Source organism: Acinetobacter sp. YH12227 (genome assembly GCF_013417785.1).
Taxonomy (GTDB): Bacteria; Pseudomonadota; Gammaproteobacteria; order Pseudomonadales; family Moraxellaceae; genus Acinetobacter; species Acinetobacter gandensis.
Genome location: NZ_VPDH01000020.1, coordinates 1 through 14983, shown reverse-complemented (window position 1 = coordinate 14983; position 14983 = coordinate 1). Strand labels below are relative to the sequence as shown.

The window sequence follows — 14983 nt, the reverse complement described above, 5'->3', positions numbered from 1 at the left end:
GATATCTTCCTATCAATTTGCCCAAAAAATCTGGATCGCCCAGATTGCGTATGCAAGTACAGCAATAATCACTGCTGAAGTAAGCACCAAACGCAAGCCGTTCGCCGAAGGACCCATTTGACGAGTAGTCACATAGTCTGTGAATACTTGCCACATACCGATCCAAGCATGCGCAACAAGAGATAAGACTGACAACAAAGATAAAATCTTCATTGGAGTTGTCATCATAAAGCCATACCATTGTTCGAAGCTAAATCCACTATTACAAAGGATCCAACCCAGTACAACAATAGTATAAACAGCCAATACAACAGCACTTACACGTTGGATAAACCAATCGCGAGAACCTGATCCTGTTAAACCTGTAGCACTTTTCATTAGAGAACAATCCATACAAACGCTGCAATAATACTAATTGCAGACAAGATCAATGAAATAGTAGCTGCGATACGACCACTTTGAAGTTCTTCGGCAATACCAAGATCTGCAAGTAGATGCTTAATACCACCAATGAGGTGATACAGTAAGCCGGCTACAAATACCCATACAACAAAACGCACAATGAAACCACTGAAGATTTCTTGAACTTGCGCAAAACCTTCAGGTGAAGAAAGTGATTTGTCTAGAATCCATAAAAGGACTGGTACAAGTAAAAATACGATAACACCAGATAGACGGTGTAATATTGATGCAATAGCCACAGGGGATTTTAAGTTTACTTCTAAAACTTGACCCATGGACAAATTGACAGGTCTGTTGCTTTTCACAGCGGGCATCCTGTAAGTAAAAACTCCATCCGGAGTTTGTTGGAATTAATTCGTAGGAAAGCTGGCATAGTCAGACGACACAATATAATAAACTCTGCAGCTGTCTGATCTTATAAACGACAGGGAATTATAAAACGTGAACTATTAAAATACAAACGATGACAATATATGATTTGAACAAAAAACCTTTAAATAAGAATCATTAACAATAACATTGGTGCCAACATAGAAGCTGTAGATCTAACAAATTTCCACTATGTCATTGGTTTTAAAAAGTTAAATAGATATTTTATTTTTCGTTTTTGTGTTTATAAGCAGAAAAATTTATTTAGACTAAAGATGAACAAATCTAAACCTTTATTTTCCTACTACATTTTAAAAGCATCTTCGCCATTCGCCAAGACTTAATCACTCAAATAAATGTTTGGTATTTATATTAATGATTAAATAGAAAGATCATTAAATGAAATAAGCACTTAGTCTGTGCATAAAATTCTACAAACCTCTAAAACCGATCATTTATCCATCATCAACTCGTATTTATAGCGTCAATTAGTACCTTTTTTAATCATTTTTCGCTATTTAATTAGCTATTTTTTAACCAAACGAACTTTTTTAAAAGGCTCAGTTAGTCGTTTTAATTATGAGTAAGAAAAGACCGATTTATTTTAAGGAATGCGTGTAAGTTACGAAAATTATAATAATTTAGCTAAATGTAACTCTTGATAAATCCAAAAGTGTCAGAGTTTTTAAGAATTAAAAATTGCTTACAATTAATCCAACAGGCTTTTTTTATTCTGCACCTCCCCTGCAATTTGACTTATTATACTGCGTCCGTGCTGTGATTTTACTCATTTTTTTAAATGTATAATTTCTGACCAAGCCTCTATTAAGGCGTCACTTTTATCCATAAGTATAATTGACAAAATTTCAGTACTCACTAATCTTATAGCAAATTTTTGATCCGTCTGATTCGAGCATTAAAAGATTAGCACTCAGAGTCAGATATACATTCACCAGGACAGGAGATCTATTGAATGTCTGAAGCAACTGGCAAAAAAGCCGTTTTACAGCTTGATGGCAAAGAAATTGACTTACCAATTTACAGTGGCACTCTGGGCCCAGATGTAATTGATGTTAAAGATGTATTGGCTGCAGGCCACTTTACTTTTGATCCTGGTTTCGTATCTACAGCGGCGTGTGAATCTAAAATTACATTCATCGATGGTGGTAAAGGCGTTCTTTTACACCGTGGCTACCCAATCGACCAGTTAGCGACTAAAGCAGACTACCTAGAAACTTGCTACCTTCTTCTAAATGGCGAGCTTCCAACTGCTGAACAGAAAGTTGAATTTGACGCTAAAGTTCGTAACCACACTATGGTTCACGACCAAGTTAGCCGCTTCTTCAATGGTTTCCGTCGTGACGCGCATCCTATGGCGATCATGTGTGGTGTTGTTGGTGCGCTTTCTGCGTTCTATCACAACAGCCTTGACATCGAAAACATCGACCATCGTGAAATCACTGCGATTCGTTTGATCGCTAAAGTACCTACACTGGCTGCTTGGACTTACAAATACACAGTTGGTCAACCATTCGTTTACCCACGTAACGATTTGACTTACGCAGAAAACTTCCTGTACATGATGTTTGCTACTCCTGCAGACCGTGACTACAAAGTTGACCCAATTCTTGCGAAAGCAATGGACCGTATTTTCACGCTTCATGCTGACCACGAACAAAACGCGTCTACTTCTACAGTACGTCTAGCTGGTTCTACTGGTGCTAACCCGTATGCATGTATCGCTGCTGGTATTGCGGCTCTATGGGGTCCTGCTCACGGTGGTGCAAACGAAGCTGTTCTTAAGATGCTTGATGAAATCGGCACTGTAGAAAACGTTGCTCCGTTCATGGAAAAAGTGAAAACTAAAGAAGTTAAACTTATGGGCTTCGGTCACCGAGTTTACAAAAACTTCGATCCACGTGCGAAAGTAATGAAAGAGACTTGCGACGAAGTGTTAACTGCACTTGGTATCAACGATCCACAATTAGCTTTAGCTATGGAACTTGAACGCATTGCGCTTTCTGATGAATACTTCATCAAACGTAACCTTTACCCTAACGTAGACTTCTACTCAGGTATCATTCTTAAAGCGATTGGTATCCCGACTGAAATGTTTACAGTAATCTTCGCTCTTGCACGTACAGTTGGTTGGATCAGCCACTGGTTAGAAATGCACAGCGCTGCATACAAAATCGGTCGTCCTCGTCAGCTTTACACTGGCGAAACTCAACGCGATATCCAAGGTCGTTAATTCGAAAGAATTATCCGATTTTGAAAAAACCACCCTTTCGGGTGGTTTTTTATTGCCATGAAACTCTATTGCCTCAAAACAAACACTCAATACCGATTAAATAAAACATTCATCATTTGATTTAATAATGAAGCACAAGTTATAAAGTATCGTCAATCACAACAAGTGCTGCTTATGTATACAGCTCCAAGCAATCATAAAAGTTGAGTCAGCCAAATATATTAAAAAAGACCCAATTTCTCTAAGAAATTAGGTCTCGTTCCATATAAATAAAAAATACTCAACGCCTGCTAATCTAAGCAACCGTATCATAATGACTCAAATCTGCATGTTTTAAACGCTGTTTCAACTGATTAAGCGACCATGGCCAAGCAGCAAAATTACGCCCATTGGCATCCAAATAGTAACTCTTACAACCACCTCGATTGAACACTGTCGTCTGCAAATGCGTTTGCACTTTGGCATTATGATAAGCTAGAACATTAGGCTTAATTTCAATACGCTGCTGCTTCATCCGTACCAAAGCATCAACGATATAACCAACTTGTGCTTCTGCAATTCCAATAAAGGAATCATAAACCAAAATATTTGGCCCAAGCACCAAGAAAGCATTTGGCACTTGCGCAATACTTGTGCCTAAAAAGGCCTCAGGCGAGCTATCTTTCCACAGTTCTGACAATAATTGACCTTGTGCATTCCGTACACGATTTCCAATCGGTGGATGCGACACCTCAAAGCCTGTACCCCAAATAATCACATCAACGTCGTGCCGCTCACCATTGGCTGCAATTACTGTATTTCCTTCTATTTCTACCAGGCCATGTGGCACAAGTTCAACATTTGCTTGTTGCAATGCAGGATAGTAATTATTAGCAAAGAGTAAGCGCTTACAGCCGATAGAAAAGTTTGGTGTAACTTTCTCACGCAATTCATCGTCCTGAATTTGGCTTTTCAGCAATTGCTTGCCTAAATAATTTACTGGTTCAAGCAAAGAAGGATTACGTAGGCCTAGGTTAATCCCATTTAGGATACCCGATACACTTTTACGCCATGTTTGCTGAATGGCAGGGAAACGTGTCAGCACACCTTTTGCACGATCATTCAGTGGGAAATCAGCCTTAGGTAATACCCATGGCGTAGTCCGTTGAAAAACGATTAACTCCTTGGCCAAAGGTTGTACTTGCGGCACAAATTGTATGGCTGATGCTCCAGTACCAATCACAGCTATACGCTTACCGGTTAAATCATAATCATGATTCCAACGCGCAGAATGGAACATTTCCCCTTTAAAGCTTTCAATACCTTTAATTTTAGGTATTTGTGGTTCAGTAATCGGCCCAGTGGAAAAGATCACTGTTCTTGCCGCATACTGACCTTTGCTCGTCTCCAATTGCCATTGCTTTAATTGCTCATTCCATTCCGCTGAAATTAGCTCACAGTTGAACTGAATGTTGCGATAAAGCGCATGCTGCTCTGCAACATCTTCCAAATAGGTCAGAATCTCAGGTTGCTTGGCAAATAAATGACTCCATTTATGACTCGGCGCAAATGAAAACGAATACAACGCTGAGGGCACATCACATCCACAGCCAGGATAGGTATTGTCGCGCCATGTTCCCCCCACGCGATTGGCTTTTTCCAAAACCACATAATCGGTATAACCTCGTTCATTCATTTGATGAGCGGCAGCTAAACCTGATATCCCAGCACCAATCACAATGGTATCGTAGATACGCACTTGATTTTCTAGACTTGATACTTCTAGGCTTGGTTCTGAGTCTGATCGGTCTTGTGCGGCTTTTTTAGCTTTGGCAGAAGACGATGCAGAACGACGTGCATTAGTATGCGTTGTAGGCTTTTTAGTTTGAGTTTTCTCTTGATCTAATGCTTTTACATCATCGTCATGTAATTGTGTCGGCATGTTCATGCTTTTGCTCCCGACTTTTTAATATAGTTGTTAAATATGGGATAACCCACCCCCAATAAACGGGTATAGGTTTGCGGGGATAAACGTTTTAACCACCAAAATAATTTGGCATCAGGTTGTGGAATGGTATACAACTTCCCTGCATCTAAATTATTCAAGGTCAAATTGACTACATCATGGCTAGTCGTAAATGTATGATTCATCAGCAATTGATCAGCCAGGCCTGAATATCGTTTAGGTAAGCGACCATTTTTCATGATATTGGTCGGCACCAATGTTGGGCACAGTACATTCACACGGATATTTGCCGATCACAGCTCTGCCGATAAAGTTTCAGACAATGCCAGCACACTCGACTTCGTCACGTTATATGCTGTCATTTCAGGTGCAGCAGTATATGCCGCAGCAGAAGCAACATTAATAATCGCACCACCCTGCTTATTTTGTTTTAACTTTGGTACGAAGTAGTGACAGCCATGTACGACACCCCAAAGATTGACATGCATACACCATTGCCAATCATCTAGGGTGAGTTCATCAAATTTACCACCAAGCCCGACGCCTGCATTGTTGATCACCAAGGTCACGTCGTGCCCCATCAACTGCTCTGCTTGCTCTGCCAGTGCTTGCACTTGTTCAGCCTTACCCACATCACACTGCACCGCATAAGCATTTGATGAGGTTGTAGACTGAATTTGATCAACTGTTTCTTGCGCTGCCTCTAAATGAATATCGGCACAGACCACTGTCCCGCCCCGACGTGCCAACTCCAAAGCAAAGCTTCGCCCAATACCACTACCTGCACCAGTGACCACTGCATAGGCATTTTCGCTTGGCTTGTTCTTTTTTCCAAATAGACCCATGGTTTTATCCTTTCTTATACTTTTAATGCAGGGGTAAATTCTTTAACAAAATATGGCGTCAACACCCCATCCACTGGATTTAATAGCCGTTTTTTGTAGTATTCAAGAAAGGCTGAAGTGTCATAATCATTTGGATGGAAACTTGGACGCAGATAATCAAATATGTGTTTGATGCTACTGCCATATACACCATCTTTAAGCCCAAAAATCAGTCCAACGCTACGTGGCAAATCTTTCCAATAATCCAAACTTATTAAGTTCGAAGGTTTGCGATAAAACGGTGCAAAGAATGAAGCAAATGAAATTAATAATAAGATAGTAATTAAAGCCGGAAAAAAACCAGCGACACGTAAAGCATAATTATTTGATAGTTTTTGGAAGACATCATAAGCAATATCTTTATGTTCAGATTCTTCTAGCATGTGCCACATCCAAATCGCACGCTGCTTTTCATCTTATGAGCTAAAAAACACTTCTTCATGATTCATCATGTATTCAGCAAGGACTGCCGTAAAATGCTCAATTGCTGCCATTAAAGACAATTTCATCGGTTGGGGTAAACGCTCAAATCCATACTCAAATACGTAGTGTTCAAATTTTCTAAAGATTGATACTGGCAAACCTTGTAACTTATATGCTTCATTTAATTCTTCATGCATACGTGAGTGAATGGCTTCCTGACCAATCAATGATGTTACACGTTGCTTAAGTATAGGATCATCAATGAAATCACGGTGGTAGCGCGCCGTATCAATCACTAAATCTTCACCGTGTGTTAAGAAAATAGACAAAGAGCCAAAATAGGCACTAGCCAATTCCGCATTCATATAAAATTTAGGGTCAATTTTATCCGCTTCAAAATCAAATTTCATATGGCGAATCGGAACAACAGCAGACTGCTTCGTCGCATCAAATACAGGCGATGAAAATACGCGAGCTAATGTTTTTTTAATCGGTTGAAAAGCGCTCATAGTTCGTCTCTCAATATGGGTGTTTTCCTGCACTGACATCATGTTGGTAACAGGTCAAAACACATGTATTGAGAACAAACTAAGGTAGAAAAAATGTGAACCCATTAGCAAAATCAACCTATCGATTTGCAAATTTGCTCAAAGATTTTCTTTGTCTGACAATCTTTAAAACTTCACTGCTAAAGGACTCAAAACCTTATCATTTAAGGTCAGCGTAATTTTAAGTTCTGAGTTTAAATTCAGTGCAGTTGCACTACTTCGCCACGATTTGATTGGTAGATCCATTGATGATCAAACAGGCTTTCATCCAAATGATCTAATCGAATATTGCCAATGGCCACTGCATAGAAACCATTGCCTTGCTCTTTATACTGACTAATTTCCTGCATTAACTCGTCTGTCAAATGTCCCATAATAAAATCGGAAATGACCACAACATCGGCATGAGCAAATTGTAGCTGTTTTAGCATTTCTACAGCATGACTCATTGCTGGCAAAATATCCGTCCCGCCATGAAACGACTGTGCCAAAAAATGAATAACATCATCGAGCCCACCGTCACGCTTTACGTTCAGCGCCGTAATATTGGTCGAAAAATTCACAATATACATTGCACGTTTTTCACGTAAGGCTTGCATACTCAAATATAAACAAATGGCTTTAGAGATCAGTTCAGGCTGCCCATTCATAGAACCACTGGTATCTAAACAAATCAGCATCGGACCTTTCTGCCCCATTCGTTGTCGCTTCTGATGCTGGTCTTCAATAACACGACCATGTTGCTGGCCTTGCATATTAAAGCTCATCAAATTGGCTTCTAGAAATTTTAAATCAAATAAAATCTGTAAATCTGGATCTGACAATAATGCTAGCTCACTTGGCAATGCCAGACTTAAGTCATGCGCCAATTTAATACCAGTGATTTCTTCTTGTGCCGATTGCTCTACATATTGCTCTGGCGTTGCACTGAGTGTTGCATTTAAGCGCTTACGAGGTTTGTGCGGCTGAGCACTACCAATTTGATGACATAAACGCTTTAACTCAGCATCTTGCTCTAAACAACTGGCCCACTGCTCAAAATGCTGCATGTCTTGTTCAGTCAGTTGCCCCTTAGAATAATCAATGAAAATTCCTGTCTCAAAACCCAAGCTATCTTGATATTTTGCCATTTTCGCCAAGGTCGCCAGAAAGTCTTTTATTTCTTCTAAAAAAGTATCTCGCTGCAAACTGAGTTGCTCAAACTCCCAATGTGCGACAGCTTCCATTAACTTACGTTGCCATTTCTGTTTTACCAAAGCAGCTTGCAAGGCAATGTTTTGTGGCGACAATAACTGAATATCATTTTGAACTTGCCAATATCCAGTTAACTCAAGTTGTCCCAAACTTTGATTAAAGTCGGCATATTCATCCATCAACTGCTTTAATTCAGCAACAGAGAACTCAGCCTTTAACCAATGTTCTAGCTGCTGTTGAGCATGTAAATAAGGATGTTGCTGATCTAAACTCGACTTTGCCTGAAAGGCCCATTCCTGAATTTTTTGATCGAGCTTTTTTGCCACTTTATGATCATCCAACCAATGTTTTAAGCTGGATTGTTTTAATTCATCATAAAGCTGCGAACTTAATTCATCGAGTGCCGATTGGGTTTGTTGTCGTGTCGGTTTTAATTGCGACATAACTGTTCCAGACGCTCACAATCCTGTAATTGAAGCTGATAACGCGCTTGTTGTTGCTCAATGGCTTGTTGTAATTTTTCAATATCATCTTTCACTACAAAAGCCGACTGGAACTGATCTTTTTGTACTTTATAGCGTTCAGCATGTGTATGGAATGCATGTAAAAATTTCGATTTTAGTGCCTGTACTTCCTGCAATAAAGTGTATTTATCCTGTGCTGACAATGTGCTTCGTGCAGCGCCCTTATGATATTTAATATACGGCGTGACGACCTCTTCTAAACCATAATAACCACCTTTTAATGTACATACTCGCACGCCATTAAAATTACACACAATACCTCGCACTTCTTCACCTGTTTCATCCAAGGCAAAAAAGTCCTTTTTGGTGTCCATTTTATCCAGCTCAAGGTAAAGTAATTTATCTTTATAATGGCGATCTAAATTGGTTACCGCACGCAAATAATCCTTGCCCTGAATGAGATATGACTCATACACATCATCGGTATAATAAAAATAATTTAAAACGCGCTGCTCAAGCTGATCTTTTTCAGATACTAATTTCTCATAGTCCAAGCCATCATTCAAAGCTTGTTCAGCCAGTATGTCATCTAACTGTGTGGCTATAAATTCAATATCTTCCGGTTGATTCCATAAACAATGCTTTAAGATCAATAGATCACTGACGATCACCTGCTGACGATCATTCAAAAAAGCACATGCTTTCACCAAATATGCCACACGCTGCCAACGACGATCTGAAACATAAATCACATGATCTTCAACGTTATGCTTAAGTCGATGTTTGATTAAGTCAAAAATATGCAAAATCGGCGCAGGCAATTCAATGGCATAAATTTGCTCACGCCAATCGTCAAGCTCAGCTTTTTTAATTTTTAATGCTGCATCGACCTCTACAGTCACTTTAGATGGTTTCGCTTGCAATAAAGCATGAAAATTATTTGCTTCGGTAATCGGCGGTACTTCTAATCTCAGAATGAAACGGTCATATAATGCATCCAAACCCTGATTCTGTTCTGGAATTTCATTAGAGGCACTGATTAATACATTTAAAGGTACTTTTTGAATGATTTCACCATTTTTAAAACTGCGTTCATTCACCAAAGTTAATAATGTATTTAAAATCGCAGGACTAGCTTTCCAAATTTCATCGAGAAAAGCAAAATCAGCACGCGGCAAATAGTGTTCAGTTTTACGAATGTATTGATCTTCTTTTAAGGCTTTAATAGATACGGGTCCAAAAATTTCCTCAGGTGTGCTAAAACGATTCATCAAATATTCAAAATAGTCGTGCACTTCAAAGGCCGAAGCGATGCGTCTTGAAATCAAACTCTTTGCAGTACCTGGTAGACCATACAAAAAGGTATTCATTCCAGCAATACCAGCAAGCAAACTTAAAGCAATAATTTGCTCACGTTCATACATATTTTTACTAATTTCAGAAATTAAAGTATTGATCCGTGCTTGCATGCTGCTATCTATAAAACCGAAAACGAAATTGTAGCGCTGTATCAAGTAATATGCTGCATTTAGCTACATTTTCCTGTGCGATTTAGCATTATAAATACACATTTCAACGACATATTCAGGTTATAGTAGATTGTAAATAGGCTATTTTTTATCACTCCCCTTTATGCTAAATTACTTACCTCCACTCATTAAGCTATTAAAACTCGAAAGTTTTAAATGGCGAATGTTGACACAAGGTGAAATCACCATGTGCCGTGAAGTATTTGGGGATTTAATTGATTATCAGCAGGTCAAAATCATGAATCATCCATTTTTGCCTTGGCAAGCATCCAATGTGGTCATGGCACCGAGTGGCTATATCCATGCGCGAAATTTATTGTATAAAGATGATTATTCACAAGAACGCTTAGGCTATCGTGCTCTTTTTATCCACGAGATGGCCCACGTTTATCAACATCAAAAAAACATCAATGTTCTAGTTTTCGGGGCAATCTTACAGTTGGCTTATTTTTGTAGTTTCAAAAAATACAATCCATATCACTACCAGCTAAAACCTAACAAAGCCTATTTTGATTACAACATTGAGCAACAAGGCGATATCGCCCGCGACATCTACCTTAAGCGTATTGAAAACATTATTTTAATGAAGGAATCAGCACATTGATTTTTAGTTTAAATGCTGTAATGACTTAAGTAAAAACCGACACTTAAAGCAAATTCACAACTCACCATCAGCAGCTAAAAATTACGATTAAACATGCATAAAGCTTGGGGGGAAAATGAGTCCAAAGATAGCCATATTGAATAAAAAAGCCGCATCATGGTCACATTTATTATGAATATCTATGGTCAACCTTTTAAAAGCTATCAATAACCCTAGTATCTCGCTTAATTTCAGATAAAATAGGGCTAGCCTTTTTTGCCACGCAATAAATGCGGTTTGATTATCATACGATGATGGTATTTAGTTTTCGCCTTTCGGCAGTATTTTTCGTATCTAAATACACTCGCTGAATAATTACAATGATACAAATCAGTGTGTTAAGTGTATTCACCTATAGGAATAGGATTTAGTTGGAATGAATAGTTTTAAAATTGCACTTGCTCAGTTCTCTCCACATATTGGTAACCTAGAATCAAATGCAGCAAAAATGCTTCAACAAGCCAATGCTGCAAAAGAACAGAATGTAGATATTATTGTTTTTCCTGAGCTATCTACAGTAGGTTATCCTGCTGAAGACTTATTGCTACGCCCAAGTTTAAATAAACGCACTCAACAAGCGTTCGAACAATTGGCGTCAATCCAAGATATCGTTTTAGTGTTTGGTTTTGTTAATCAAACTGAAGATGGTCAGCGTTATAACTCAGCAGCAGTCATGAAAAATGGTCAAGTGTTGGGTATTTATAACAAGCAAAACCTACCGAATTACAGCGTATTTGATGAAAAACGTTATTTCAACGAAGGCCATCAACATCTTGTATTTGAATATCTAGGTCATAAATTTGGTGTACTTATTTGTGAAGACGTTTGGGCTCTCCCAACCGTACAACAATTGGCACAACTCAATGTAGAAACAGCACTCGTACTTAATGCGTCTCCTTACGAAGTAGGTAAACCACAACATCGTATTGAAACCATGTCTGCATTAACCAAACAATTGAATATTAATTTGGTTTATTGCAACCAAGTTGGTGGTCAAGATGACCTTGTATTTGATGGTACAAGTTTTGTGATCAACAATGCAGGTGAAGTCGTTGTACAAGCACCAAGTTTTGTCGAAGACCTTTACTTTGTAGAATACGATGCCGATCAAAAAGCCTATAAGAAAGGCAATATTGTTCCCGTACTCGACACTATGGCTGAAATTTATCAAAGCCTTGTAATTGCAACGCGTGACTATGTTCAACGTTCTGGCTTCCCTGGTGTGATTCTTGGTTTATCTGGTGGTATTGACTCTGCATTAACACTAGCCATTGCTGCTGATGCGATTGGTGCAGATAAAGTTCAAGCTGTGATGATGCCATACACCTATACAGCTCAAATCAGTGTTGAAGATGCTGCTGAACAAGCGAAAAACATGGCCGTTACATTTGGTATTGCTGAGATCAATCCAATTGTGAACGGTTTCATGCAAACATTGTTCCCATTCTTTGGTGACTCACCTGCCGATGCTACAGAAGAAAATCTTCAAGCACGCTCACGTGGCACACTGTTAATGGCACTTTCAAACAAATTTGGTAACTTGGTTCTATCAACAGGTAACAAGTCTGAATTGTCTGTCGGTTACTGCACGCTTTATGGTGACATGGTCGGTGGTTATGCAGTTTTAAAAGATGTATACAAAACGATTGTGTTTGAACTTGCCAAATACCGTAATAGCATTTCTGAGACACCAGTCATTCCAGAACGTGTAATTACACGCCCACCTTCTGCTGAGCTTCGTCCAGATCAAAAAGACCAAGACTCACTTCCTGAATACGATGTATTGGATGCAATTTTGTATGCATACATTGAAGAAGATATGAGCCAAGATGACATTATTGCAAAAGGCTTTGATGCTGACGTCGTGAAAAAAGTCATTCGTTTAGTCGATTTAAATGAATACAAACGTCGCCAAGGTGCCATTGGTCCACGTATTAGCTCACGTGCCTTTAGCCGTGAACGCCGCTACCCAATCGTGAATGGTTGGAAACCTGGCATCTAATTTAAAGATGACTAAAAGCCCAGTTTCGACTGGGCTTTATTATATCTGTGAATTTTAAATACAATTTAAAGGATAAATTGCATTTCAATCTTGAACTTGAACTTGAACTTGAAAATTTAAATATAAAATCTGTTTTGATCGTTTTTGCAAACTACATTATTAATAACGTTATACTGAATCTTGTTTTTACTTTCTTAAAGCACAAAAAAAGAGACCAAGCTGAGAGCTTGGTCTATAAAAATGGTGGCTATGACGAGACTTGAACTTGTGACCCCCGCATTATGAGTGCGGTGCTCTAACCAACTGAGCTACATAGCCTTAAACTGTGTTGGCATTATGTAGATTTCATGCAGCAGCGTCAAGCATAAATATGCGTATTTGTTCAGAGTTTAAACAAGCAGACTTCAACATGATATTATTTAATCAAATATGACAATTTTTATCGTATTTATCACATTTTATTGTTAGATATTAGGGTTTTACCCATTGAGCATAATATGAAAAAATCAATCTTAGTGTTGAGCTGTGTCATCAGTAGTCTGGTAGGCTGCCAATTGATCTCTCCTATATTTGTCGATTATAACGGTGTGCGCCGTGATGTAGCACAATGGATCAATGGACAGACTTTACTAAGCATGCAACAGAAGCGCAGCCTCGCTCAACTTAGCAAAGCGCAGCAACCAATTGTCCGTTTAAATCTAAATGATTCTATTGCTGTTCATAACATTGCGAAGAATAATCAAATTGCGCTCCACTGTGCACAAATACATCATGTCAGTGCAAACAAGATTAAAAAGCTACAAGAACAAATTTTTAACCCCGCTGACTTTGAAAAATTAAAGCAATTTGAACAGGTTGCACCAAAATTTAAACTCGATGCCCAATCTATTCAATGTGAATAATATTCTTTAAATGCTTATAAATTCATGCAACTTGGAGTTCTCATTCGGTTAAATATTTTTACAACTTCAAAGCGTTTTGCCATTGCATAATTTGGCTAAGCTAAGCCCATGCTTTATATCGTTTATTTTTATGTTTAGTTATTTATCCCTATGTATTTACTAGGTTTTATTCAGTTTCAAAACAGCGTATGATTAAACTATAACCAATATTTTAATGTTAATAATGTTGTTTTGATTGATGAGCGTAGTTCATCTTAGAAGGAGAAATAAAATGGCTTTAAATAATATTTTAGTTCCAGTTGACGGTTCAGAAACTTCTTATGCAGCGGTTGCTAAAGCTGTTGAATTTGCCAAAGCATTTGGCAGTAAAATTACTGTGGTGCAAGTACTCACACTTGACCCTTATATTGCCGCTGAATATATTTCTGCATCTCAAACCAATGACTTAATTGAACGCGCACGTGCTTCAATTCTAAATACACTTGAAGAAGCGAAAGAAAAATTTTCGGCTGAAGGTGTAATAGTAGAAACTCGCTTACTTGAAGGACAAGTTGTACATGCTGAGCTTGTAAAAGCTGCTGAAGAAAGCCATGCAGACTTAATTATTATTGGTTCGCACGGCCGTACAGGTATCAAAAAATTCTTCTTAGGCAGCGTAGCTCAAAGTGTATTGGGTGCATCTGACGTGCCAGTACTTGTAGTACGCAAATAAGCTAACTTAAAGTCTAAGTACAAAAAGCCTTCTCATTGTAGATGGCTTTTTTAATGTCCCAATTCACTGAGCTATGGTTGCCACTGATAATGCTTTAAATTTACTTTGCCATTCAGCATGTATACACCTTCATCTTGTAACTTCAATTGCTGAATGTTTTGCCCATACTCATCTAATTTAGCCAGGCTCAATTTACCTTGTGAATTAATCACGCGATACCATGGGATATTCGATGCAGGATCAAGATGTTTGAGGACATAGCCAACTAAACGAGCATGTTTAGGTAAACCTGCTAATTTTGCAATTTGTCCATAACTCGCAACTCTCCCTTTTGGAATCTGTTGAATCACAGCCAAAATTGGAATAGCTAACTCATTACTATTTTTCAAATGTTGTTCCTTTCCTTCCCATGCGCATCTTACACAATGATTTATTGACATACTCCCACCACTTTCGACTAGCTCAAGTGGAGGATTCTAAAAGCAAAAGCTCTTAGGCGACTTCCTCACGGATTTCACTTGCTTTCTACTTCACAAGGCGACCTTTACCGCATCCACCCTCCACAGACAAAACGGTGTGTCCCACCGCCAAAATATTGCGAGAAGCATTTATATCCGCATTCTCGCTAAAACCACACTCAATACAGTTAAAGTTT

General features: G+C 38.6%; 11 protein-coding genes, 1 tRNA gene and 2 pseudogenes. 5 read left to right on the top strand and 9 right to left on the bottom strand.

What is annotated here, in order from left to right:
- Nucleotides 1-12: 12 nt before the first annotated feature.
- Together sdhD and sdhC are read right to left on the bottom strand one after the other, a co-directional pair.
- Nucleotides 13-378 carry a succinate dehydrogenase, hydrophobic membrane anchor protein gene (gene sdhD / locus FTV09_RS06225; protein ID WP_067762362.1) on the bottom strand — a complete coding sequence of 122 codons (366 nt, stop codon included), beginning with the start codon at nucleotides 376-378 and terminating at the stop codon, nucleotides 13-15.
- Nucleotides 378-776, bottom strand: coding sequence for a succinate dehydrogenase, cytochrome b556 subunit (gene sdhC / locus FTV09_RS06220; protein ID WP_162270468.1), 399 nt, complete (start codon nucleotides 774-776; stop codon nucleotides 378-380). Before sdhC ends, sdhD begins: the two co-directional genes overlap by 1 nt.
- Nucleotides 777-1804: 1028 nt before the next feature.
- On the opposite strand from sdhC, the gene gltA reads away from it, so the two are divergent.
- Entirely contained in the window at nucleotides 1805-3082 is a 1278-nt protein-coding gene (gene gltA, locus FTV09_RS06215) for a citrate synthase (RefSeq protein ID WP_067762358.1), read from the top strand.
- Nucleotides 3083-3377: 295 nt separating this feature from the next.
- Here gltA and FTV09_RS06210 read toward each other — a convergent pair whose 3' ends face one another.
- The 5 genes and pseudogenes from FTV09_RS06210 to FTV09_RS06190 all read right to left on the bottom strand — a co-directional run bounded on the left by FTV09_RS06210 (nucleotide 3378) and on the right by FTV09_RS06190 (nucleotide 10009).
- A complete protein-coding gene (locus tag FTV09_RS06210) occupies nucleotides 3378-5003 on the bottom strand; it encodes a flavin-containing monooxygenase (RefSeq protein WP_373684996.1) in 1626 nt (541 codons plus the stop codon).
- A gap of 2 nt (nucleotides 5004-5005) precedes the next feature.
- A pseudogene (locus FTV09_RS06205) lies at nucleotides 5006-5872 on the bottom strand (SDR family NAD(P)-dependent oxidoreductase).
- A gap of 14 nt (nucleotides 5873-5886) precedes the next feature.
- Nucleotides 5887-6843: pseudogene (locus FTV09_RS06200) on the bottom strand (metal-dependent hydrolase).
- A 239-nt stretch (nucleotides 6844-7082) separates the two neighbouring features.
- Nucleotides 7083-8519, bottom strand: a complete 1437-nt coding sequence (locus FTV09_RS06195; RefSeq protein ID WP_180057346.1) for a VWA domain-containing protein — start codon at nucleotides 8517-8519, stop codon at nucleotides 7083-7085.
- A complete protein-coding gene (locus FTV09_RS06190; RefSeq protein WP_180057344.1) occupies nucleotides 8507-10009 on the bottom strand; it encodes an AAA family ATPase in 1503 nt (500 codons plus the stop codon). The genes FTV09_RS06195 and FTV09_RS06190 overlap by 13 nt, the downstream gene beginning before the upstream one ends.
- A gap of 163 nt (nucleotides 10010-10172) precedes the next feature.
- On the opposite strand from FTV09_RS06190, the gene FTV09_RS06185 reads away from it, so the two are divergent.
- Together FTV09_RS06185 and FTV09_RS06180 are read left to right on the top strand one after the other, a co-directional pair.
- Entirely contained in the window at nucleotides 10173-10673 is a 501-nt protein-coding gene (locus FTV09_RS06185) for a hypothetical protein (protein ID WP_180057342.1), read from the top strand.
- Between the two features lie 415 nt (nucleotides 10674-11088).
- Entirely contained in the window at nucleotides 11089-12714 is a 1626-nt protein-coding gene (locus FTV09_RS06180) for an NAD+ synthase (RefSeq protein WP_180057340.1), read from the top strand.
- A 241-nt stretch (nucleotides 12715-12955) separates the two neighbouring features.
- Here the strand turns inward: FTV09_RS06180 and FTV09_RS06175 are convergent.
- A tRNA-Met gene (locus FTV09_RS06175) sits at nucleotides 12956-13032 on the bottom strand.
- Nucleotides 13033-13211: 179 nt separating this feature from the next.
- Between FTV09_RS06175 and FTV09_RS06170 the strand changes: the two genes are divergently transcribed.
- Entirely contained in the window at nucleotides 13212-13616 is a 405-nt protein-coding gene (locus tag FTV09_RS06170) for a hypothetical protein (RefSeq protein ID WP_067762341.1), read from the top strand.
- Between the two features lie 271 nt (nucleotides 13617-13887).
- On the top strand, nucleotides 13888-14328 hold the full coding sequence (locus tag FTV09_RS06165) for a universal stress protein (protein ID WP_067762339.1): 441 nt from the start codon (nucleotides 13888-13890) through the stop codon (nucleotides 14326-14328).
- Between the two features lie 71 nt (nucleotides 14329-14399).
- Here the strand turns inward: FTV09_RS06165 and FTV09_RS06160 are convergent, their stop codons facing one another.
- Complete coding sequence (locus FTV09_RS06160) at nucleotides 14400-14717, bottom strand: MGMT family protein (RefSeq protein WP_067762337.1); 318 nt, start codon at nucleotides 14715-14717, stop codon at nucleotides 14400-14402.
- Nucleotides 14718-14983: the final 266 nt, after the last annotated feature.

What these genes read in the sequence shown, in the direction of transcription:
- FTV09_RS06195 (WP_180057346.1), bottom strand. Translation starts at nt 8,519, where the DNA reads ATGTCGCAATTAAAACCGACACGACAACAAACCCAATCGGCACTCGAT.
- sdhD (WP_067762362.1), bottom strand. Translation starts at nt 378, where the DNA reads ATGAAAAGTGCTACAGGTTTAACAGGATCAGGTTCTCGCGATTGGTTT.
- gltA (WP_067762358.1), top strand. Translation starts at nt 1,805, where the DNA reads ATGTCTGAAGCAACTGGCAAAAAAGCCGTTTTACAGCTTGATGGCAAA.
- FTV09_RS06210 (WP_373684996.1), bottom strand. Translation starts at nt 5,003, where the DNA reads ATGCCGACACAATTACATGACGATGATGTAAAAGCATTAGATCAAGAG.
- FTV09_RS06165 (WP_067762339.1), top strand. Translation starts at nt 13,888, where the DNA reads ATGGCTTTAAATAATATTTTAGTTCCAGTTGACGGTTCAGAAACTTCT.
- sdhC (WP_162270468.1), bottom strand. Translation starts at nt 776, where the DNA reads ATGCCCGCTGTGAAAAGCAACAGACCTGTCAATTTGTCCATGGGTCAA.
- FTV09_RS06185 (WP_180057342.1), top strand. Translation starts at nt 10,173, where the DNA reads ATGCTAAATTACTTACCTCCACTCATTAAGCTATTAAAACTCGAAAGT.
- FTV09_RS06180 (WP_180057340.1), top strand. Translation starts at nt 11,089, where the DNA reads ATGAATAGTTTTAAAATTGCACTTGCTCAGTTCTCTCCACATATTGGT.
- FTV09_RS06170 (WP_067762341.1), top strand. Translation starts at nt 13,212, where the DNA reads ATGAAAAAATCAATCTTAGTGTTGAGCTGTGTCATCAGTAGTCTGGTA.
- FTV09_RS06190 (WP_180057344.1), bottom strand. Translation starts at nt 10,009, where the DNA reads ATGCAAGCACGGATCAATACTTTAATTTCTGAAATTAGTAAAAATATG.